This is a genomic window from Streptomyces sp. NPDC024698 (assembly GCF_055559015.1).
The window spans coordinates 301,187-324,582 of record NZ_JBVHLK010000005.1 but is presented as its reverse complement, the minus strand read 5'-3'; the positions used below and the strand labels follow the sequence as shown (position 1 = coordinate 324,582).

13 protein-coding genes are annotated in these 23,396 nt (G+C 68.8%); 11 read left to right on the top strand and 2 right to left on the bottom strand.

All coding sequences use genetic code 11. The features are described 5' to 3' along the window. Positions 1-93 precede the first annotated feature (93 nt). Complete coding sequence (locus ACZ4AA_RS14760) at positions 94-288, bottom strand: DUF4236 domain-containing protein (protein ID WP_467601039.1); 195 nt, start codon at positions 286-288, stop codon at positions 94-96. A 400-nt stretch (positions 289-688) separates the two neighbouring features. Here ACZ4AA_RS14760 and acnA point away from each other — a divergent pair, with 400 nt between their 5' ends. The 4 genes from acnA (at position 689) to ACZ4AA_RS14740 (ending at position 10,436) form a co-directional block, all read left to right on the top strand. Beyond that, complete coding sequence (gene acnA, locus ACZ4AA_RS14755; protein WP_467601037.1) at positions 689-3,403, top strand: aconitate hydratase AcnA; 2,715 nt, start codon at positions 689-691, stop codon at positions 3,401-3,403. Positions 3,404-3,963: 560 nt separating this feature from the next. After that, positions 3,964-5,463 carry a sensor histidine kinase gene (locus ACZ4AA_RS14750; RefSeq protein WP_467601035.1) on the top strand — a complete coding sequence of 500 codons (1,500 nt, stop codon included), beginning with the start codon at positions 3,964-3,966 and terminating at the stop codon, positions 5,461-5,463. A gap of 165 nt (positions 5,464-5,628) precedes the next feature. Further along, the gene (locus ACZ4AA_RS14745; protein ID WP_467601033.1) at positions 5,629-6,720 is read left to right on the top strand and encodes a lytic polysaccharide monooxygenase auxiliary activity family 9 protein; all 1,092 of its coding nucleotides are present in this window, start codon (positions 5,629-5,631) and stop codon (positions 6,718-6,720) included. Positions 6,721-7,157: 437 nt separating this feature from the next. Further along, positions 7,158-10,436 carry a GH92 family glycosyl hydrolase gene (locus tag ACZ4AA_RS14740; RefSeq protein WP_467601031.1) on the top strand — a complete coding sequence of 1,093 codons (3,279 nt, stop codon included), beginning with the start codon at positions 7,158-7,160 and terminating at the stop codon, positions 10,434-10,436. A 91-nt stretch (positions 10,437-10,527) separates the two neighbouring features. Here ACZ4AA_RS14740 and ACZ4AA_RS14735 read toward each other — a convergent pair whose 3' ends face one another. Continuing rightward, complete coding sequence (locus tag ACZ4AA_RS14735; protein ID WP_467601029.1) at positions 10,528-14,352, bottom strand: GH92 family glycosyl hydrolase; 3,825 nt, start codon at positions 14,350-14,352, stop codon at positions 10,528-10,530. Positions 14,353-14,837: 485 nt separating this feature from the next. On the opposite strand from ACZ4AA_RS14735, the gene ngcE reads away from it, so the two are divergent. From ngcE to ACZ4AA_RS14700, 7 genes are all read left to right on the top strand, one after another. Beyond that, positions 14,838-16,286: an N-acetylglucosamine/diacetylchitobiose ABC transporter substrate-binding protein gene (gene ngcE, locus ACZ4AA_RS14730; RefSeq protein WP_467601027.1), complete on the top strand. Its 1,449-nt coding sequence runs from the start codon at positions 14,838-14,840 to the stop codon at positions 16,284-16,286. A 34-nt stretch (positions 16,287-16,320) separates the two neighbouring features. After that, positions 16,321-17,253, top strand: a complete 933-nt coding sequence (locus tag ACZ4AA_RS14725) for a carbohydrate ABC transporter permease (RefSeq protein ID WP_467601025.1) — start codon at positions 16,321-16,323, stop codon at positions 17,251-17,253. 15 nt (positions 17,254-17,268) lie between these two features. Next, entirely contained in the window at positions 17,269-18,207 is a 939-nt protein-coding gene (locus tag ACZ4AA_RS14720) for a carbohydrate ABC transporter permease (protein WP_467601023.1), read from the top strand. Between the two features lie 241 nt (positions 18,208-18,448). Continuing rightward, positions 18,449-19,648, top strand: a complete 1,200-nt coding sequence (locus tag ACZ4AA_RS14715; RefSeq protein WP_467601021.1) for an ROK family transcriptional regulator — start codon at positions 18,449-18,451, stop codon at positions 19,646-19,648. 121 nt (positions 19,649-19,769) lie between these two features. Then, a complete protein-coding gene (locus ACZ4AA_RS14710; RefSeq protein ID WP_467601019.1) occupies positions 19,770-20,876 on the top strand; it encodes a sugar ABC transporter substrate-binding protein in 1,107 nt (368 codons plus the stop codon). Positions 20,877-21,147: 271 nt separating this feature from the next. Next, on the top strand, positions 21,148-21,939 hold the full coding sequence (locus ACZ4AA_RS14705; protein WP_339135838.1) for an ATP-binding cassette domain-containing protein: 792 nt from the start codon (positions 21,148-21,150) through the stop codon (positions 21,937-21,939). Further along, positions 21,936-23,249 (top strand): sugar ABC transporter permease, encoded by a 1,314-nt coding sequence (locus ACZ4AA_RS14700; protein ID WP_467601017.1) that lies wholly within the window; start codon positions 21,936-21,938, stop codon positions 23,247-23,249. The genes ACZ4AA_RS14705 and ACZ4AA_RS14700 overlap by 4 nt, the downstream gene beginning before the upstream one ends. Positions 23,250-23,396: the final 147 nt, after the last annotated feature.

The window sequence follows — 23,396 nt, the reverse complement described above, 5'->3', positions numbered from 1 at the left end:
GGTGCCCGGCGGCCCCGCGCCGCAGCCGGTGAATGCGGTGAAGATGCGCTTCCGTGACGGTTCGTCGGCGCTGCTCCGTTTGTCGCTATTCCCCTACTTCGTCTTACGTGTGGTCTTGCGCCACCCGAACGGCCCCGGCAGGTCCATCGACGTCGTCCTGCGTCCGGTGCTGCTGTGCGTGCGCTTCGGCCCGTGCTTTCCGCCCGAGGTGATGGACCACGACTTGCGGTTGATGTTGAGCCGTAGTCCGGGAAGGATGCGGAAGCTCTTGCGGAAGGTCAGCGGCATGGTGCCCCCTGGGTCGGTGACGCCGGGACGTTCCCGGCAGACACCTGGTACCCCGGAACGGTCGCGGCGTGCCTGTCCGTGGCCTCGGCGCGTCAACTTCCCTGCGGGCGGGGCGCGGATGCCGTCCCGCGGCCGGGCGATGCCGGATGATGCGGGGCGTTCTCCCCGTCACGGGGCAATCGGTACGGGGCGGACATGCGGGCGTGCGGACATGACCTGTCAGCCCCCATGCACTAGAGTTATCTCGACATCGAGATATCTGCCGAGGCGTACCGCAGCAGCACGCCGCCATCGATCCGTCGGTAAGGGCTACCTAACTTAGCCTTACCTTAGCGGATCGGCCATGGCGTCGTGGCGGCAGGATGCGGTGGGAACGCGCACATCAATGAAGGAGACTGTCGTGTCGGCGAACAGCTTCGACGCCCGCAGCACGCTGCACGTGGGCGACGAGTCGTACGAGATCTTCCGGCTGGACAAGGTGGAAGGCTCGGCTCGCCTTCCGTACAGCCTGAAGGTGCTGCTGGAGAACCTGCTCCGCACGGAGGACGGCGCGAACATCACCGCCGACCACATCCGGGCGCTCGGCGGGTGGGACTCGCAGGCCCAGCCCAGCCAGGAGATCCAGTTCACGCCCGCCCGCGTGATCATGCAGGACTTCACCGGCGTGCCCTGCGTCGTCGACCTCGCCACCATGCGCGAGGCCGTCAAGGAGCTCGGCGGCGACCCGGCCAAGGTCAACCCGCTCTCCCCGGCCGAGCTGGTCATCGACCACTCCGTCATCGCCGACAAGTTCGGTACGAAGGAAGCCTTCGGCCAGAACGTCGAGCTGGAGTACGGCCGCAACAAGGAGCGCTACCAGTTCCTGCGCTGGGGCCAGACCGCGTTCGACGACTTCAAGGTCGTCCCGCCGGGCACCGGCATCGTGCACCAGGTCAACATCGAGCACCTGGCCCGCACGGTCATGGTCCGCGGTGGCCAGGCGTACCCCGACACCCTCGTCGGCACCGACTCGCACACCACGATGGTCAACGGCCTCGGCGTGCTCGGCTGGGGCGTCGGCGGCATCGAGGCCGAGGCCGCGATGCTCGGCCAGCCGGTCTCCATGCTCATCCCGCGTGTCGTCGGCTTCAAGCTGACCGGTGAGCTCACCCCCGGCACCACCGCGACCGACCTCGTGCTGACCATCACCGAGATGCTGCGCAAGCACGGTGTCGTCGGCAAGTTCGTCGAGTTCTACGGCGAGGGTGTGGCCGCCACGTCGCTGGCCAACCGCGCCACCATCGGCAACATGTCGCCGGAGTTCGGCTCCACCGCCGCGATCTTCCCGATCGACGGCGAGACCATCAAGTACCTGAAGCTGACCGGCCGCTCCGCGCAGCAGCTCGCGCTCGTCGAGGCGTACGCCAAGGAGCAGGGCCTCTGGCTCGACCCGGCCGCCGAGCCCGACTTCTCCGAGAAGCTGGAGCTCGACCTCTCCACGGTCGTCCCCTCCATCGCCGGCCCGAAGCGCCCGCAGGACCGCATCGTCCTCGCGAACGCCGCCGAGCAGTTCAAGAGCGACGTGCGCAACTACGTCGCCGACGACGACGAGGCGGGCAAGGAGTCCTTCCCGGCCTCCGACTCCCCGGCCGCCGCCAACGGCGTCCCGTCCAACCCGGTCACGGTCACGGCCCCCGACGGCTCGACCTACGAGATCGACCACGGCGCGGTGACGGTCGCGGCCATCACCTCCTGCACCAACACCTCGAACCCGTACGTCATGGTCGCCGCCGCGCTCGTCGCGAAGAAGGCCGTGGAGAAGGGCCTGACCCGCAAGCCGTGGGTCAAGACCACCCTCGCCCCGGGCTCCAAGGTCGTCACCGACTACTTCGACAAGGCGGGGCTCACCCCCTACCTCGACAAGGTCGGCTTCAACCTGGTCGGTTACGGCTGCACCACCTGCATCGGCAACTCCGGCCCGCTGCCGGACGAGGTCTCCAAGGCCGTCAACGACCACGACCTCGCGGTCACCTCGGTCCTCTCCGGCAACCGGAACTTCGAGGGCCGTATCAACCCCGACGTCAAGATGAACTACCTGGCCTCCCCGCCGCTGGTCGTCGCCTACGCCCTCGCGGGCTCCATGAAGGTGGACATCACCCGCGACGCGCTCGGCACCGACACCGAGGGCAAGCCGGTCTACCTGGCCGACATCTGGCCCTCCGAGGCCGAGGTCAACGACGTCGTGGCGAACGCCATCGGCGAGGACATGTTCAACAAGTCCTACCAGGACGTCTTCGCGGGTGACGCCCAGTGGCAGGCGCTGCCGATCCCCGAGGGCAACACCTTCGAGTGGGACCCGCAGTCGACGTACGTCCGCAAGCCCCCTTACTTCGAGGGCATGACGATGGAGACCACCCCGGTCTCGGACATCGCCGCCGCACGCGTCCTCGCCAAGCTCGGCGACTCGGTCACCACCGACCACATCTCCCCGGCCGGCGCGATCAAGGCCGACACCCCCGGAGGCAAGTACCTCACGGAGCACGGCGTGGAGCGCCGTGACTTCAACAGCTACGGCTCGCGCCGCGGCAACCACGAGGTCATGATCCGCGGTACGTTCGCCAACATCCGCCTGCGCAACCAGATCGCGCCGGGCACCGAGGGCGGCTACACCCGCGACTTCACGCAGGACGGCGCCCCCGTCTCCTTCATCTACGACGCCTCGCGCAACTACATCGAGCAGGGCATCCCGCTGGTTATCCTGGCCGGCAAGGAGTACGGCTCCGGCTCGTCCCGCGACTGGGCCGCCAAGGGCACCGCGCTCCTCGGCGTCAAGGCCGTCATCGCCGAGTCGTACGAGCGCATCCACCGCTCGAACCTCATCGGCATGGGCGTCCTGCCGCTCCAGTTCCCGGAGGGCGCGACGCCGGAGTCCCTCGGTCTGACCGGCGAGGAGACCTTCTCCTTCACCGGTGTCGAGGAGCTCAACAACGGCACCACCCCGCGCACGGTGAAGGTCTCCACCGACACCGGCGTCGAGTTCGACGCGGTCGTCCGCATCGACACCCCCGGCGAGGCGGACTACTACCGCAACGGCGGCATCATGCAGTACGTGCTGCGCAACCTGATCCGCAACTGACCGTTCCGGTGACGCAGTCGTAGCGCAGCTCCGCAGGAGCACAGGGCCGTATCCCCGTCCGACGGGGGTGCGGCCCTTCGCCGTCGCCCCGGAGCCCTCGGCCCTCGGTCCTCGGTCCTCGGTCCTTAGTCCTTAGTCCTTCCAGGACATCGGCGGTGCTCAGGTGGAACACAGGGTTCCCCCAGTGGACCGGGACACGATTGCCCCATGTACGGCGCATCTGGGGTCCTTGTCAGCCAAGTCCGTGTCGGCCGAGGCCGCGATCGAGGCCGAGGCCGTGGTCGAGACGGGCTCCGTCCTCGTCCCCGTGCAACGGGTGTCCACGACGGTCCGCGCCCCGGAGATGGTACGGCGCCCGGCCGGCCGTACCCCGACGCCCTTGCCTCCGCCGTCGCCAACGGGCTCCGGGAGAACGGGAGATGAGCCGGCGCGGCGCCCACCGGCCGCCGTGGCCGCGACCGAACGGACAGTCCCGGCGCCCCCGTTCCCCACGCCCCCGATCCCTGCGCACGCGCCTCCTCGTCCTCGTCGGACTGGCGCTTCTCGCGGTGTGCGGGACCATGGCCCTCTCCACGGTGCTCACGCAACGCGCCTATCTGCTGGGCGACTTGGACCGGAGGGTCGGCGAGGCCGCCGAGCTCGGCCGGGTCGCCGTCCTCGGCGGCGGACCCGGCGCCGGAACGGGCCTCGGCTCGTTCGACGGGCGAGGGCTGCCGGTCGGCACGATCTCCGCCCGGCTCGACACGGACGGGACCGTCGTGGCGGCAGCGGTCGTGCGCCGTTCCGGCGGGCCGCGCGACCTCGGCGCCGCCCAGCGTTCCGCCCTCGCGGCCGTCGAAACGGACGGCTCCCCGCACACCCGTACCGTCCCGGGACTCGGCACCTATCGCGTCGCCGCGCTCGACGGCGGCGGACGGCCCGTGCTCACCGGCCTCCCCATGGACGACGTCCAGGACGCGCTGCGGGGTCTGGCCGTGGTCGAGGCGGTGACGGCGGCCGCCGCCGTCACCGTCGTGGGCTGCGTCTGCGCGGCCGTGGTCCGGCGCCGGCTCCGCCCGCTGGAACAGGTGGCGGCCCGGGCGGCCGAACTCTCCCGCCCGCCGAGGGAACAGCACGAGTTCACCGGCCCGGCCCGAGCCGCCGAAGGGGACCCCGGCAGCGAGGCCGACCGGATCGGCGCCGCGCTCGGCCGTCTCGTGGACCGGGCCGAGGCCGCCCGGGCCCGGCGCCTGCGCGGAGAGGAGCGCGTGCGTGCCGGAGAGGAGCGCGTGCGCGCCGGTGAGGAGCGCATGCGCCGCTTCCTCTCCGACGCGAGCCATGAACTCCGTACACCCCTGGCGGCCGTCGCCGGATACGCCGAGCTGATGACCAGGAACCCCGGTCTGGCCGAACCGGCCACGGCCTGGAGGAGGGTGTCCGCCGAGTCGGCCCGGATGACGGGCCTGGTCGAGGACCTGCTGCTGCTCGCCCGGCTCGACGACGAGCACCGGACGCCCGCGCGGGAGCGCGCGGAGGTGGATCTGGGCGTGCTCGCCGCCGAGGGCGTGCGGGCCGCGCGGGCCGCGGGGGAGGGTCACGTCTGGCGCCTGGGCCGGCTCCCGGACTCCCCGGCCCTGGTGGCGGGCGACGAGGCCCGGCTCCGCCAGGTGGTCGGCAACCTGCTGGCCAACGCCCGTGCGCACACACCGGCCGGCACGACGGTCGTCACCACGGTGGAGGCCACGGGCGCGACCTGCACGGTCCGGGTCCGCGACGACGGCCCCGGAATCCCGCCCGCCCTGCTGCCCCGCGTCTTCGAGCGCTTCACCCGCGCCGACGTCTCCCGCTCCCGCGTCTCTCCCGGACACGGTGGCTCGGGTCTCGGGCTCGCCGTCGCCGCGGCGGTCACGAAGGCGCACCACGGCCGTGTCCACGCCGAAAGCGCCCCGGGCCGTACGGAGTTCACCGTCGAACTCCCGGCCCTGCGGCCGTCGCCCCCGTCCCCGAGGTGTCCGTCACCGTCGGAGCGCGCGCCCGAGTCCAGGACCGGAGGGCAGGCCGCCGCGTTCCCCCGGCGATGAGCCCGGTGCACCCGATGCGCCGGGCGTTTACAGGGGTTCCCGGGTGCGTTACTTTCCGAGTGAGGTGGGAGCGCTCCCATAGGGTGGACCGGAACCCGCCCCGGAGCCGCTCCCACCTCGCTCCGATCCCGTCCACCCCACGAAGGGATTGTCATGCACCTATCAATGTTGCCGCGTTCGGCGGCGGGAGGACGACCGTCACTCCCGCGATTACGGCCGCACCGCCGCAGGTCCCCCTTCCTCGTCCTGCTCGCGCTGCTCGCCGTGCTCCCGGCCCTGGCCCTGATCGTCACGACCGGCACCCGTGCGGAAGCGCACGGCACCCCCATGAAGCCCGGCAGCCGTACGTTCCTGTGCTGGAAGGACGGGCTGACCGACACCGGTGAGATCAAGTCGGTGAACCCGGCCTGCAAGGCGGCCCAACAGGTCGGAGGGACGACGCCGTTCTACAACTGGTTCTCGGTGCTGCGCTCGGACGGCGCCGGGCGCACCCGCGGCTTCGTCCCCGACGGCTCGCTGTGCAGCGGCGGCAACCCGAACTTCACGGGCTTCGATCTGCCCCGCTCCGACTGGCCGTTGACCCACCTGACCGCGGGCGCGACCATCGACTTCGCGTACAACGCCTGGGCCGCGCACCCGGGTTGGTTCTCCGTCTACATCACCAAGGACGGCTTCGACCCGACGAAGCCGCTCACCTGGGACGCCATGGAGGACCAGCCGTTCCTCACCGTCGACCACCCGCCGCTCAACGGCACCCCGGGCACGGTCGAGGCCAACTACTCCTGGAGCGGCAAACTTCCGGCGGGCAAGACCGGCCGGCACATCGTCTACATGGTCTGGCAGCGCTCGGACAGCACGGAGACCTTCTACTCCTGCTCGGACGTCGTCTTCGACGGCGGCGACGGGGAGGTCACCGGCATCCACGACCCGGGCGGCCCGACCGAGCCTCCGCCCGGTGTCTGCTCGGCGGCCCGGCGTACCACCAACAGCTGGCCCGGCGGCCACCAGTCCGAGGTGACGGTCACCAACACCGGCACGGTCCCGATGCTCGGCTGGATGGTCGACTGGACGCTGCCGGCCGGTCAGTCGGTCGCGAGCCTGTGGAACGGCAACGCGACCTACGGCGGCCAGGACGTGATGGTGCACAACGCGGACTGGAACGGCCCGCTGAGCCCGGGTGGCAGCACCACGTTCGGGTACGTCGTCCAGGGCGCGGGCGACGAGCCGTCGGCGGCCCTTTCCTGCCGCGTCGGCTGAACGGGCGAGGCTCGGGGCGGACCGGGTGGGAGGGTTCGGACCCACCCGGTCCGCGAGCCCGGACGGGAGGGGGAGGCCCTGCCCGGGATGGTGCGGCTTGTGACGACCGTGCTGCGCGACAACGTTGTCGTACGGTCTGCACACGACTCTATCGCCTCAACGGACAACGATGTCAAGAACGTTGACGGCCCACCTCGGGCTCGTTCGCGCCCCTCGGCCCGATTCCGTCGGGCCCCTCGACGGGCCGGTGCCGGCCCGTCGAGGGGCGGACCTCAACCGGCACACGTCCGGCCGGGCCCTGGCTCCATCGGAGTGCCCGCGGGGCGCGCCCCGGGCGCCGCAGGCGGTCTTCCGTGGTACCCGTGGCGCACGTTACTGTCCCTGCGGCTTGTGCGACCTGTGGTGCGCGACCCGTCCGAAGGAGGAGGGGCCGCGTCATGCGTTTCCGTCCGTCATCGTTACTGCTGGCCGTCGCCCTGACGGTCGCCGGCGCCACCCCGGCGCTCGCCGCGCCCCCGTCGGGGCCGCCGGAACTCGTCAAGGACCCCACCGCGTACGTCGATCCGCTGATCGGCACCAGGAACGGCGGCAACGTCTTCCCGGGCGCCGTCACCCCCTTCGGCATGCTCTCCTGGAGCCCGGAGAACACCCGCGGCGACGCCACCCGCACCGCCGCGCCCGGCGGTTACCAGTACGACGCCCCGCGCATCCGGGGCTTCAGCCTCACCCACATGTCCGGAACGGGATGCGCGGGCGGCAGCGGAGACATCCCGTTCTTCCCGTACGCCGGTGAGGTCACCTCCTCCCCGGCGACCGACACCAAGGACGCCGTCTACGCCTCCGGGTTCGCCCACACCGACGAGACGGCCGAACCCGGCCACTACGAGGTGGGGCTCGCCTCCGGAGTGACCGCCGACCTCACGGCCACCGCGCGCACCGGCTCCGGCCGCTTCACCTTCCCCGCCGACAAGCCCGCCTCGATGCTGATCCGCACCGCCAACTCCGAGGTCGGATCGACGGACTCGGCCGTGCGGATCGACCCGGCGAACAGGACCGTCTCGGGCTCCGTCACCTCCGGCAACTTCTGCGGCTACCTCGACCCCGAGGGCCAACGCTCCTACTACACGCTGTACTTCACCGCCCGCTTCGACCGTGCCTTCAAGACCACCGGAACCTGGCGGGACGACCGGCTGAGCCCGGGGGCCACCGAGGCGAGCGGCGGCACCGGAGGCTTCGCCCAGGGCGGCCGGCCGCTCGCGGGCAAGGGGGCGGGCGGCTATGTGGAGTTCGAGCCCGGCACCGGCCCCGTGAACGTCAAGGTCGGTATCTCCTACGTCAGTCAGGAGGGCGCCACCGCCAACCTGGAGGACGAGAACCCGCCCTCGCGCTCCTTCGCCTCCGTCCAGGGCGCCGCCCACCGGGCCTGGCGCCGACAGCTGGGCGCGATCGGCGTCGGCGGCGGCACCGACACCGACCGCACCACCTTCTACACCGCGCTCTACCACGCCCTCCTGCACCCGAACGTCATCAGCGACGCCGACCGCAGATACCGGGGCCCCGACGACAAGGTGCACATCGTCGGCCGGGGCCACGCGGCGCAGTACGGCACCTTCTCCGGCTGGGACGTCTACCGCTCCCAGGTCCAACTACTCACCCTGCTCGACCCGGACACCGGTTCCGACATCGCGCAGTCGCTCCTCGAACTCGCCCGGCAGAACGGGGGAGTCTGGGACCGCTGGCTGCACGGAGCGAGCGGCACGCACGTCATGAACGGCGATCCCTCGGCGCCCGCCCTCGCCGGCATCCGCGCCTTCGGCGGCACGGACTTCGATCTGCGCGGCGCGCTCTCCTCCCTGGTGAAGGCGGCGACGGTACCGACCGAGCAGGACCGCTCACCGGCCGGCAAGCCGGTTCTCTCGGCCGGTCAGCGCCCCTCGCTGGACAAGTACCTCGAACACCACTACATGCCGTCCGTGTCCAACGCCTGGGGCGGCGCCGCCGAGACCCTGGAGATGTCGGGCGCGGACTTCGCGATCTCCCAACTGGCCAGGGCGGCGGGGAAGAAGAAGACCGCCGCCGACTTCGCCGAGCGCTCCCAGTGGTGGCAGAACAACTTCAACCTCGCGGCCGACCCGAGCGGCGGCTACATCGCCAACCGCAAGGCCGACGGCAGTTGGGTCACCGGGTTCACCCCGGCGACCGGCAACGGCTTCGTGGAGGGCACGGCCGCCCAGTACACCTGGATGGTGCAGCACGACCCGGCGGGCCTCTTCGCCGCGATGGGCGGCCGCGCCAAGGCTCTCGGCCGACTGGACACGTTCTTCCACGAAGCGGACGGCGGCTGGGCGTTCAGCGGCAGCGGCGGGGACAAGTCCGAGCTGGACAACGAGCCGTCGGTCAACGTGCCCTATCTGTACGACTACGCGGGCGCGCCCTACAAGACGCAGGAGACCGTCCGCGCGGCGATGGCCCGGCTGTGGTCGACGCGGCCCGAGGGCATCCCCGGCAACGACGACCTCGGCGAGATGTCCTCCTGGTACGTCTTCTCCGCGCTCGGCATGTATCCGCAGGTGCCCTCCCGTGCCGAACTCGTCCTGGCCTCACCGCTGTTCCCGAGGATCGAGATCGAGCGTCCGGGCGGCGCCGACATCGAGATCCGGGCCCGGGACGCGGCCGCGGACGCCCCGTACGTCCAGTCGCTGCGGGTCGACGGCCGCGGCAGCGCCAGGCCCTGGCTCCCGGCCTCCTTCGTCCGTGACGGCGGCACCCTCGACTACACGCTGTCCGCGACACCCGACAAGAACTGGGGAAGCGCCGAGTCGGCCGCGCCGCCCTCCTTCCGCACGGGTGAGCAGCCCTACCAGATCGGAGTGGGCCCGACGGCCGCGACGCTCGCGCCCGGTGGCAGTACCGCGCTCGATATCCGTGCCCTCGCCCTCGGCGGGGGAGCGGGGCCCGAGGTCCGCTTCCACGTGGACGTGCCCGCGGGGGTGAAGGCGACACCCGCGGAGGGCACGGTGAGCGACGGTGCCCAGCGGATCGTCCTCACCGCCGCCGACGACGCCGAGCAGGGGTTCTACGACGCCGAGGTGTCCGTGACCTCCGGCGCCACCTCGTACACCCAGCCGGTGGCGCTCACCGTCGCGGCCCCGGGGTCCCTCCTCGCGGCCTACGACAACACCGGCGTCTCGGACGACACCGGCGACCACTCCGAGGCCGACTACGACGGCGGTGGCTGGAGCTACTCCCGTCAGGCCCTCGCCGACGCCGGGCTGACCCCGGGCGGCACGGGAACGGTGGACGGTCTCGCCTACACCTGGCCGAAGTCCCCGTCCGGGCGCCCCGACAACGCCTCGGGCACCTCGCAGACCATCGAACTGAGCGACCCGGCAAGCCGGTTGTCCTTCATCGGCAGTGCCGTGAACGGCGACCAGAAGGCCACGGCGACCGTCACCTACACCGACGGGAGCACCGGCTCCGTCGACCTGTCCTTCACCGACTGGACCGTCGGCGGCGGAGGCGGGACCGTCCAGTACGGCAACGAGACCGTCGCGAAGACCGCCTACCGCAATGTCGCCGGGGCCGACAAGGATCCGGTGGCCACCTACGTCTTCGCGACCAAGCCGTTCACGGCGCCGGAGGGAAGGACGATCAAGAGCGTGAAGCTCCCGGACGACGCGGACCTGCACGTCTTCACCATCGCGGTGAGCCGGTGAGCTGACCCGCACACGAGCACCCGTACGCGAACGAGGGGCGGGCCCGGAGTCTCCTCCGGGCCCGCCCCCCCTTTGCCTCCGCCGCGTACGGCTAGGCCAGCAGCTCCACCTCCGCGAGGGTCGACGCGCCGTCGAGGACGAGGCGGTAGTGGGCGTACGAGCCCGGGGACGCGACCGTGAACACCCGGGTCTGCCGGTCCCAGGGGAAGGACTCACCGGAGCGCCTGTCGAGGTCCGTCCAGGTCGTCCCGTCCGCGGAGCCCTGTAGGGTCCATCCGGCCGGGGCCTTGGTGCGGTCCGACGAGGTCAGCGTGTACTGGACTCCCTTGGTGTCGCCGCCGACCGGGAGGTCCACCGAGGTGACGGTGGCGTCCGTGGCCGAGGTGTTGTCGAAGAGGGCGCCGTCCCCCTTGAGGGTGTCCGCGCGCGGCGCGGGCACCTTGTCGTCCGTCGTGACCGACGCCGGCGCCGCGTCCTTGCCGGTGCCCCACGAGGACGGCTCGGCGCCCATGTCGAACTCCAGGACTCCGCCACGGGTGATGAGCGAGTGGGGGAGCGAAGTCGAGTTCCAGCGCTTGCCGTTGAACCGGACCCCCTGCACGTACACGTTCTTCGTGCTGTTGCGCGGGGCCTTGACGACCAGGTCGTGGCCGTTCTCCAGGTGGACGGTCGCCTTCGTGAACAGCGGGGAGCCGATGGCGTACTCGCCGCTGCCCATCACCAGCGGGTAGAAGCCGAGCGCGGAGAAGAGATACCAGGCCGACTGCTCGCCGTTGTCCTCGTCGCCGTGGTAGCCCTGCCCGATCTCGCTGCCGGTGTAGAGACGGGAGAGGACCTCGCGGATGTTCTTCTGGGCCTTCCAGGGCTGTCCGGCCGCGTCGTACATGTAGTTCACGTGGTGGGCCACCTGGTTGGAGTGCCCGTACTGGCCCATCCGTACGTCCCGGGCCTCGGTCATCTCGTGGATGACACCGCCGTAGGAGCCGACGGTGTCCGGCGAGGCCGTCTCGGGGGTGGAGAAGTACGTGTCGAGCTTGTCCGCGAGCGCGGACCTGCCGCCGTACAGGTTGGCGAGACCGCGCGAGTCCTGCGGCGCGGTGAACGCGTACCCCCAGCCGTCGGTCTCCGTGTAGTCGTAACCCCACACGCGCGGATCGTACTTCGTGGAGTCGACCCGCCAGTCGCCCTTGGCATCGCGGCCCTGGAAGAAGCCGGCCTTGGAGTCGAAGAGGTTCACGTAGTCCTGGGAGCGGTTGAGGAAGTAGTCCGACTCCTCCTTGTAGCGCTTCTCGCCGGTCTTCCTGTAGAGCGCCTTGCCCATCTCGGCGATGCCGTAGTCGTTCACGTAGCCCTCCATGGCCCAGGACAGGCCCTCGCCCGTGGACGTGCTCGTGTAGCCGAGGAAGGGCGAGGTGGCCATGCCCTTGCGGCCCACTCCGGAGGTCGGCGGGACGACGGTGGCGTTCTTCAGGGCGGCCTCGTACGCCGACTTAGCGTCGAAGTCGACGCCCTTGACGTAGGCGTCCGCGAACGCCACGTCCGAGGAGGTACCGGTCATCAGGTCCGCGTAGCCGGGCGAGGACCAGCGTGAGGTCCAGCCGCCGTCCTTGTATTGCTGCACGAACCCGTCGACCATCTCACCGGCCTGATCGGGCGTCAGGAGCGAGTAGGCGGGCCAGGTCGTCCGATAGGTGTCCCAGAAGCCGTTGTTGACGTACACCTTGCCGTCGACGATCTTCGCCCCGGTGTGGGTCGGGGTGTCCGGACCCGGCATCGGGGAGAACGGCGAGGCGTACTGGTAGGTGGAACCCACCTTCTCGAAGCCGGAGTTCGGGTACAGGTAGAGCCGGTACATGCTGGAGTACAGCGTGGTCAGCTGGTCCGGTGTGGCGCCCTGTACCTCGATCCGTCCGAACAGCCGGTCCCACTGCCGGCGCGCGTCCTTCTTGACGGCGTCGAACGACGTGCCGTCCGGGATCTCCTGGTTCAGGTTGTCCTTGGCCTGGTCGATGCTGATGAGCGAGGTGGCCAGCCGCAGGGTGACGGTGTGGTCGGAGCCGGGCCTGAACTTCAGATAGCCCTTGACGCCGCTGGAGGAGCCCTCGGTCACGGGCGCGTCGAAGGTCCCGTAGACGAAGAGCCGGGTGGCGCCGGTCGACAGCCCGGACTTCACGTCCGAGTAGCCGCTGACGACTCCCGCCGAGGTGTCCAGCGTCAGGCCCGCCTGCTCGGTGACGTTGTCGAAGACCACGCTCGCGTCGTCGCCCGGATAGGTGAAGCGCAGGGCGGCGGCGTGATCGGTCGGGGCCATCTCCGCCTTGAGACCGTTCTCGAAGGTCACCCCGTAGTAGTACGGCCGCGCGGTCTCGTTCTCGTGCCGGAAGGCCAGTTCACGTGCGGTGCGGCCGGTGTCGGGCGTGCCGGAGGCGGCCGACGGCATCACCTGGAAGGTCTGCCGGTCACCCATCCAGGGGCTCGGCTCATGGCTCGCGCTGAACGCCTGGATGGTGGGCAGATTGTCCGCGTTGTTGGCGCGGGCGTAGTCGTACAGCCAGCTCAGCGAGCCCGCGTTGGTCACCGGTGTCCAGAAGTTGAAGCCGTGCGGGACGGCCGTCGCGGGGAAGTTGTTGCCGCGCGAGAAGCCGCCGCTGGAGTTGGTGCCGCGGGTGGTGAGCGCGTAGTCGGCCAGATGACGTGCGGGCTTCTGCGGAGCGGCCCTGCGCAGCGCGACGTCGTCCAGCCAGCCGCGGAACCTCGCGGGGCCCTTCTGCGAGTCGTAGGCGAGGAGGATCCGGTCGACGGTCTTCCCGGCCGCAACGGAACCGATCCGCGAGGTGACGTTGTTCCACTGGTTGACGTAGAGCACCTTGGCGGCGCCCTGGCCCTGCGGTGTCAGCGTGAATCCGTGGCTGTCCACGGCGTTCAGATCGCTCAGCGAGGTGCCGTCGGTGAAGACCAGGTCCACGGCCACGTTCGTGGCGTCGTAGTCCCGGTCGCCGTCCGCCATCGACGGGAAGATCCGGTACGACAGTTCGGTGTCGCGCCCGACGGCCACGTTCACGTCGAACACCTTGTTGTACGAGTACGCCCGGCCGCCGCCCTGGTGGGTGCCGGCGTAGCGCAGGGCGCGCTTGCCGGTGAAGCCCGCGCCCGCCTTCGCGGTGGGGGAGCCGCTCGGCCCCCGGTCCACGAGGGAGAGCATGTCCTTGGGCGTCGGGTCCTCGCTCCCGCCGGTCGAGAACTGGACATCGGCGATCTGGAGGATGTCTCCGCCGTTGTTCTTCGTGACGTCGAGCCGGAAGTGCTGGTACTCGACGGGGTCCTGGATGTCGTACGTCTTCGTCCGGAACCGCTCGCCGAAGGATTCGCCGGCGCGGGTGTCGAGGGTCTTCCAGTCCTTGCCGTCGGTGGAGCCCTGGAGGGTCCAGTCCTGGGGGTCGCGCTCGTCGTGGTCGTTTGCGGATGTGAGCGCGTACGTGACCGCCTTGACCGGCGCGTCCAGGTCGAACTCCGCCCAGCCGGTGGGCTCGAAGGTCAGCCACTTGGTGCTTGACTCGCCGTCGACGAGGTTCTCCTTGACCTCGCCCGCGCCGGTGTTCTCGCCGCTGGCCCGTACGTCGGTGACATGGTCGGTCACATTGCCGGGGATGCCGGTGCTGTATCCGCCGTCGACGCCCGAGGAACGCTTCGTCCCGTCGGGGGCGGTGTCCACCGTGTTGAGCCAGTCAGGGGCCGGATCGCCCGTCTCGAACGAGGAGCTGAACTCCCGGTCGGCCTTGGCCGCTTGGGCGGGCAGGGCGACCGCGACGCCCTGGGAGGCCGCTAACAGGGAAAGGGCCGCCACCCCCAGTGCCGCCGAGGAACGCCATCCGGTCCGATGCGTGGAACTCTGTCTGTACCGAGCTCTGTGCTGCATGCGCGGGCACTCTCCCTGCACGTGGACAACGTTGTCACTTTGCTGCGCAAGGTCCATTTGGGCGTCAAGTTGACAGTGATGTCAAGGGTGTTGGGTGCGGCATCCGGGGTGAATACCGTGTGACGAACCGTGCATTGCGTTCATTGCGGGAGGCCGGTGTCCGTGGGCCTTCGCCGGGGTGGTCCTGGGGTGCCCCATATTTCCGGGAGGTCTCAACTCGGAAAAGACCGACGGTCAAACCTGCATTCGATCTTGCTCCGTTGGCGGGAAGTGGACTATACCTGTCGCGTCCGGCCAGTCGATCGACTGGCTCTGGACAGGCAGGACCCAGGGGGGAATTTCGCGGGACGGCGGAACGTGGTCCGTACACGTACTGCCGGTTCGTCCCGCTGAATCCCCCACGCACGACCCCAGCTTGAACTGACCGCGGTGCCGGGGAGGATCCGGTTCACCGCCTGAGTCCTGGAGAAGGCGAGGACTTGAGCATGGGATCCACTTCCGCCGAGAACAGCAGCCCCGAGGGTGTCGGCCGTCGCGACCTCATCAAGAGGTCGGCCGCGCTTGGCCTGATCACCGTCCCGACCATGAGCTTCCTGTCCGCCTGTGCGAGTGGCGGCGGTGACGACAAGTCGACTGACAAGGGCACCGGCAAGACCAGCAAGGACAACCCGTTCGGTGTGAAGAAGGGCGGCGGCAAGCTCGACGTCGTCGTCTTCAAGGGCGGCTACGGCGACGACTACGCCAAGGCGTGGGAAGCGGCGTTCGACAAGAAGTGGGGCAGCAAGAGCGCCCACACGGGCACCCAGGAGATCACCGGCAAGCTCCAGCCGCGCTTCAACGGCGGCAACCCGCCGGACATCATCGACGACTCGGGCGCCCAGCAGATCAAGCTGGACGTGCTCTACAAGAACGGCCAGCTCCTCGACCTGGCCGCCGTCCTCGACGCCCCCTCCATCGACGACCCGTCGAAGAAGGTCCGCGACACGCTGATCCCGGGCACGCTCGACCCGGGCCTCCAGGGCGGCAAGGTCGTCTCCCTCAACTACATCTACACGGTGTGGGGGTTGTGGTACTCCGGCAAGCTCTTCAAGGAGAAGGGCTGGGAGGTGCCCAAGACCTGGGACGACTTCCTCGCCATCTGTAAGGACGCCAAGTCGCAGGGCATCGGCGGTCTCGCGCACCAGGGCAAGTACCCGTACTACATCAACGTCGCCATCATGGACCTCATCGCCAAGCAGGGCGGTCTGGACGCCATGAAGGCGATCGACAACCTCGACCCCAAGGCGTTCGTCGGGTCCGACGCCGCCCTCGCGGCCATCGAGGCCATCTACGAGGTCGTGGAAAAGGGCTATCTGATGGCCGGCACCAACGGCCTGACCCACACCGAGTCGCAGACCCGCTGGAACCAGTACAAGGCCGCGTTCATCACCTGTGGTTCCTGGCTGGAGAACGAGCAGCTCAAGCAGACCCCGGGCGACTTCGACATGAAGTTCATGCCGATGCCCAGCCTGCCCGGCGACAAGCTGCCCTTCGAGGCGATCCGGGCCGGCTCCGGCGAGCCGTTCATCATCCCGGCGAAGGCCTCGAACCTGCCCGAGGCCCAGGAGTTCATGCGCTCCATGCTCTCCAAGGAATGGTCGACGCTCTTCGCCCAGAAGGCCAACTCGCTGACCATCCTCAAGGACGGCGTGTCCGACGGCGTGCAGCTGCGCCCCGGCACCCAGTCCACGGTCGTGGCCTCCAAGGCGGCCGGCACCAACAGCTTCAACTACCTGTACCCCAACTGGTACAGCGAGATGGACGTCTCGATCCAGAACGCGTCCAACGAGCTGATGTCCAAGCGCATCCAGCCGAAGGAATGGCTGAAGCGCGCCCAGGCGGCGGTCGACAAGGCGGCCAAGGACCCGGCGTCCAAGAAGAACCACCGCGACTGATCTCGTAAACCCGGAACACCAGGGGCAGGATGCCATGCGAAAAGGGCAGTACCGGTTCGTCGCGGGGTTTCTCCTCGCGCCTTTGGCGCTGTATCTGATCTTCGTGATCTGGCCTTACCTACAGACCATCGGTTACTCCTTCACCGACTGGAAGGGTCAGTCGCAGACGTTCAGTTTCGTCGGCCTGGACAATTACAAGGCGTTGTTCCAGGACGACGTATTCCTCGAAGCGATCTGGCACAACATCCTGTTCCTGGTGTTCATCCCGGTGATCACCATCCTGCTCGCCCTCTTCTTCGCCTTCATGGTGAACGCGGGCGGGCGGGGTGGCGCCGGCGGTGTCCAGGGCGTCGCGGGCTCACGCTTCTACAAGATCGTGTACTTCTTCCCGCAGGTGCTGTCGCTCGCGATCGTCGCGGTCCTCTTCGGAGCCCTCTACCGAAGTGACAGCGGCGGCCTGCTCAACGGCCTGCTGATCAAGCTCCATCTGGTCGACGGCAACAACCCCATCGAGTGGATGAACGAGCCCGACCTGGTGCTCTGGTGCCTGATGGCGGTCGTCGTCTGGCACGGCGTCGGCTTCTACCTGGTGCTGTTCTCCGCGGCCATGCAGTCCATCCCGAGGGACATCTACGAGGCCGCGCTGCTGGACGGCGCGAGCCGCACGCACACCTTCTTCCGGGTCACCCTGCCCCTGCTGTGGGACACGGTGCAGACCGCCTGGGTCTATCTGGGCATCATCGCGATGGACATGTTCGTCCTCGTCTCGACCATGACCCAGGGCACCGGCTACGGCGGAGGGCCCGACCACCACAGCGAGGTCATGGCGAACGTCATGATGCGCAACTTCCTCTACTACGGGAAGAGCGGCTACGCCTGCGCGATGGGTGTCGTCATGCTCGTTCTCACCCTGATCCTGTCCGTGGTCACGCTGCGCGCCACCCGCCGCGAGCGCATCGAGTTCTGAGCGGGAGACACGACTATGAGCGCACCCATGACGGAGCCGGCGAAGGTCGACGGCGCCGCAGTACCCCAGCAACGCAGCGCCAGGAAGGCCCCGCCCCGGCCGGGTGACAAGCGCACCGAGGGTCTGACCCTCAACGTCTTCTCGCACGGCTTCCTCGCCCTGTGGGCGATCCTGATCATCCTGCCGCTGCTCTGGCTGATCCTGAGTTCCTTCAAGACCGACGCGCAGATCGGCGGTTCGGCCCTCAGCTGGCCCTCGAACTGGCAGCTGGACGTCTTCGTCCGCGCCTGGAACAAGGGCATCGGCGACTACTTCGCCAACACCCTGATCGTCCTGGTGTTCTCGGTCCCGCTGACCATGCTGCTCGGCGCGATGGCGGCCTACGTCCTGGCCCGCTACGAGTTCCCGGGCAACCGGGCCGTCTACTTCTTCTTCGTCGGCGGGGCCATGTTCCCCGTCTTCCTGGCCCTGGTGCCGCTGTTCTTCATGGTCAAGCGTCTCGACATGCTGAACACCTACCAAGGCCTGGTCCTGGTGTACGTGGCCTACTCGCTGCCGTTCACCGTGTTCTTCATGCACGCCTTCTTCAGGACGCTGCCCACGGCGGTCTTCGAGGCGGCGGTGCTCGACGGCGCCTCGCACACCCGGGCGTTCTTCCAGGTCATGCTGCCCATGGCCAAGCCCGGACTGCTCAGCGTCGGCATCTTCAACGTGCTGGGCCAGTGGAACCAGTACATCCTGCCCTCGGTGCTGATGCAGCCGCAGTCCAGCTCCGATCCGGAGCGCTACGTCCTGACCCAGGGCCTCATCCAGCTCCAGCAGACACAGGGGTACGCCACCGACCTGCCCGTCCTGTTCGCCGGCGTGACGATCGCCATGGTCCCGATGCTGATCGTCTACCTGTCCTTCCAGCGTCAGGTCCAGGCGGGTCTCACTTCGGCGACGCTCAAGTAACGAATCGCCCCGTCCGTCACATGCGCCACTCCCGTCCCGGGGGTGGCGCATCTGCGTCCGGGCGGGGCCGGAGGCCGGACGCGACCGGTCGGACCTGATTTCCGTCAAGGACTTGACTGCGGTAACCCGTTCAGCGGAGCTTGGAGTTCACAACTTGTAAGTGACCGGGTCCCGTTGACGTGACCCAGGTCACACGGGCGGCATCGGGGCCGCCCGGCTATGGGCAGGAGTGGATGAGTCGATGGAGACTCCGGGGTCGCAGTCTTCGCTGCACCGAGCCAATCTGGAGCGCGTCGTGCGAGCGGTGCGGCTGGCCGGCTCGCTGACACAGGCGGAGATCGCGAGGGCGACGGGCCTGTCGGCCGCGACCGTTTCCAATATCGTCCGTGAACTCAAGGACGGGGGAACGGTCGAGGTCACACCCACGTCGGCCGGCGGTCGCAGGGCGCGCAGCGTGTCCTTGAGCGGGGACGCCGGCATCGTCATCGGTGTCGACTTCGGGCATACGCATCTGCGCGTGGCCGTCGGGAATCTGGCCCATCAGGTGCTGGCCGAGGAGTCCGAACCGCTGGATGTGGACGCCTCCGCGGCACAGGGCTTCGACCGGGCCGAGGAACTGGTCAGCCGGCTGATCGCGGCTACAGGTGTCGACCGTTCCAAGATCGCGGGTGTGGGGCTCGGCGTGCCAGGCCCCATCGACGTGGAATCGGGGACCCTGGGGTCCACCTCGATCCTGCCGGGCTGGACCGGCGCCAGGCCCGCCGAGGAGCTGCGGGGGCGGCTCGGTGTGCCCGTCCACGTGGACAACGACGCCAATCTGGGCGCGCTCGGCGAGATGGTCTGGGGAAGTGGGCGCGGGGTCAGGGACCTCGCGTACATCAAGGTCGCCAGCGGTGTCGGAGCGGGCCTGGTGATAGAGGGCAAGATCTACCGCGGCCCCGGTGGTACAGCGGGTGAAATCGGACATATTACACTGGATGAATCCGGCCCCGTCTGCCGGTGCGGCAACCGAGGCTGCCTGGAGACCTTCGCGGCGGCGCGCTATGTGCTGCCGCTCCTCCAGTCCAGCCACGGCACCGATCTGACCATGGAAGGCGTGGTCAGGCTGGCGCGGGACGGAGATCCGGGCTGCCGTCGGGTGATCGCCGACGTCGGCCGACATATCGGCAGTGGAGTCGCGAATCTCTGCAATCTGCTGAATCCGAGCAGGGTGGTCCTCGGTGGCGATCTCGCCGAGGCCGGGGAGCTTGTTCTGGGGCCCATCAGGGAGTCCGTGGGCCGCTACGCGATCCCCAGTGCCGCACGTCAACTCTCGGTGCTTCCAGGGGCACTTGGAGGTCGTGCGGAGGTGCTCGGGGCGCTCGCTCTCGCGCTCAGCGAGATGGGCGATTCGACCCTTTTGGACGGGTCGCTGACCTCCGCTGCGCCTGCCTTCACTTAGAGAACGAAACACGCCGTTGCCAACCCGTTAAGTATTTACTTCTTGACGTCGCACGGGCGGCCGAGTTGACTCCAACCCACCTCGGTCGCAGCGTTGCGACCCTGTCAGGGAGGCACCACCAATGAACAACACGATGCGCAGAGTCGTCATCGGCACCGCCGCTGTTTCCATGGCCCTCTCGGTGGCCGCCTGTGGCAAGGCCGGCGACAAGAGCTCCAGCGACAGCAGCTCCTCCTCCTCTTCCTCGGGCAGCAAGACCATCGGTCTCCTGCTCCCCGACAGCGTCACCGCGCGCTACGAGAAGTTCGACCACCCGCTCTTCGAGGCCAAGGTCAAGGAGCTGTGCCCGGACTGCAAGGTCCAGTACGCGAACGCGGCCGGTGACGCCGCCAAGCAGGCCCAGCAGGTCAGCACCATGATCACCCAGGGCGTCAAGGTCCTCGTGATCAGCGCTCAGGACTCCGCCGCCATCAAGTCCTCGATCCAGACCGCGGTCGACAAGGGCATCAAGGTCGTCGCGTACGACCGTCTCGCCCAGGGTCCGGTCTCGGCGTACGTCTCCTTCGACAACGAGAAGGTCGGCGAGCTCCAGGGCCAGGCGCTCCTCACCTCGCTCGGCTCGAAGGCCACGCCGAAGTCGAAGATCGTCATGATCAACGGTGACGACGCCGACCCGAACGCCGGTCAGTTCAAGGCGGGTGCCCACAAGGCCCTCGACGGCAAGGTCGACATCGCCTACGAGCAGTCCGGTCTCTGGAAGGACACCGTCGCCGCGCAGAAGATGTCCGCTGCCATCACGCAGCTCGGTGCCAAGAACATCGCGGGCGTCTACTCCGCCAACGACGGCATGGCCGGTGGCATCGCCAACACCCTCAAGGGCGCGAAGATCAGCGGCATCCCGCTGACGGGTCAGGACGCCGAGCTCGCCGGTATCCAGCGCCTCGTCGCCGGCACCCAGTCCTCCACGGTCTACAAGGCCTTCAAGCCGGAGGCGGACGCCGCTGCCCAGCTCGCGGTCAACCTGCTCGAGGGCAAGGACATCAAGACCCTCGCCAACCAGACGCTGACCAGCGGCTCCGGCGACAAGGTCCCCTCGCAGCTGCTCGTCCCGGTCTCGGTCACCAAGGCCAACATCAAGGACACGGTGATCAAGGACGGCCTGTACAAGGTCTCCGACATCTGCACCGCGGACTTCGCCAAGGCCTGCAAGGCCGCCGGCCTCCAGTAAGCACCTTCGGGTCGGGCGACTACTCGCACAACGGGTAGCCGCCCGATTCGTGACCGCCCCAGGGTGGTCGTGACCGCCCCCGGGCGGTCCCGTGAACCTGTCCGACGCCTGCCCCACCTTCATACCCCGCTGCGGGGCGGGCGTCGGATGGAACCGTTGCGGATTGCAGCGGATTCGCGCATGTTCATTATGTAATCTTGTGCTTTTTTGCACAGTCTTCCGCGCCGGTTCGTTCGAGCGCGGCATCCCCGCCGGTCAGGCGGCGAAGGAGATGGTTCACGTGTCCGCTACGCCCGTGCTGGCGTTGCGCGGAGTCTCAAAGCGATTCGGTGCGGTTCAGGCTCTCACCGATGTCGAGCTCGAGGTTCACGCCGGAGAAGTGGTCGCCCTGGTGGGCGACAACGGTGCAGGAAAGTCCACGCTGGTCAAGACGATCGCGGGCGTTCACCCCATCGATGAGGGCGTCATCGAGTGGGACGGCCAGGCGGTCAGCATCAACAAGCCGCACGACGCCCAGGGACTCGGCGTCGCGACGGTCTACCAGGACCTCGCGCTGTGCGACAACCTCGACGTCGTCGGCAACCTCTACCTCGGCCGGGAGCTGCTGCACCGCGGCGTCCTCGACGAGGTGACCATGGAGCAGAAGGCGCGCGAGCTGCTCAGCACGCTCTCGATCCGCATCCCGAGCGTCCGCATCCCGATCGCGAGCCTTTCCGGCGGTCAGCGCCAGGTCGTGGCCATCGCCCGCGCCCTCATCGGTGACCCCAAGGTCGTCATCCTCGACGAGCCGACCGCCGCCCTCGGCGTCGAGCAGACCGCGCAGGTCCTCGACCTGGTCGAGCGGCTGCGCGAGCGCGGTCTCGGCGTCATCCTCATCAGCCACAACATGGCCGATGTGAAGGCCGTCGCGGACACCGTCGCCGTCCTGCGCCTGGGCAAGAACAACGGCTCCTTCTCCGTGAAGGACACCAGCCACGAAGAGATCATCGCCGCGATCACCGGTGCCACGGAAAACGCCGTGACCCGTCGTGCGGGGCGTCGCAGCACGGAGGCCGCAAAGTGAGCGACACGTCCAAGGTTTCCAAGGCGGAGGCCGGGCAGACCACCGTCGCCCCCGCCAGCGACCCCACCGCCGCGCCGGTCACGGTCGTCGACCCGCGCCTGCTGGTCCGCGAAGAGGGCTTCAAGGGCTACGTCACCGAGTTCAAGCGCAAGATCAAGGGTGGCGAGCTGGGCTCCCTGCCGGTCTTCGTCGGTCTGGTCGTCATCTGGACGATCTTCCAGACCCAGAACTCCCGGTTCCTGAGCGCCGACAACCTGTCGAACATCAGCTACTTCATGTCGGCCACCGGCATGCTCGCCATCGGCCTGGTGTTCGTCCTGCTGCTCGGTGAGATCGACCTCTCCGTCGGCTCGGTCAGCGGCCTCGCCTCCACGGTCTTCGCCGTGTTCGTGGTCAACCACAGCATGAACCCGTGGCTGGCCCTGGTCCTGACCATCGCCGTCGGCGCCGCCATCGGCGGGCTCCAGGGCTGGTTCTTCGCCAAGATCGGCGTCCCCGCCTTCGTGGTGACGCTGGCCGGCTTCCTCGGCTGGAGCGGCCTGATGCTGTGGCTGCTCGGTTCGAGCGGCACCATCAACATCCCGTCCGACAGCGGCCCGGTGCACCTGCTCGGCCAGAGCTCCTTCTTCATGGACCAGGCCGTCGTCGGCGCCTACCTGCTGGCCGGCCTCGCCGTCCTGTCGATGCTCGTCGGTTCGTTCATGGACCAGCGCCGCCGCAAGGCCGTCGGTGTGCCCTTCCGGCCCACCAGCGAGATCCTGCTGCGCGTCACCGCGCTCGCCGTGGCGGCCTTCGTCTCCGCGGCCGTGCTCAACAACGCCTCCGGTGTCTCCAACGCCCTGGTGATCTTCCTGATCTCCCTGGTGATCGTCGACTTCGTGCTGCGCCGCACCACGTACGGCCGCAAGATCTTCGCGGTCGGCGGTGGCATCGAGGCGGCCCGCCGCTCCGGTATCAGCGTGTCCATGATCCGCATCAGCGTCTTCGCCATCTCGGGCGCCTTCGCGGCGATCGGCGGTATGTTCTTCGCCGGACAGACCGCGAGCGCCACGCTGAACGCCGGCGGCGGCAACACCCTGATGCTCGCCATCGCGGCGGCCGTCATCGGTGGTACCAGCCTCTTCGGTGGCCGCGGAAACGTTTGGTCGGCCCTCCTGGGCATGCTGGTCATCCAGTCGATCCAGACCGGTCTCGACCTGCTCAACATGAACACCTCCATCCAGTACATGATCACGGGTGCGGTGCTCCTGGGCGCGGTCGTCATCGACTCCGTCTCGCGCAAGAGCCAGAAGGCCGCGGGCCGCGCGTAACACTCCGCGGGGGACGCCGTAGAACACCGCGGTACGGCCCCCGCGAAAGATCCTGTGCCCGGCGCCAATGGCGGCGCCGGGCACAGTCACGTCCGGCACCCGTGGTGCCGGACGCGGCCACGTCCGGACGGGAACGCCTGTTCCCCT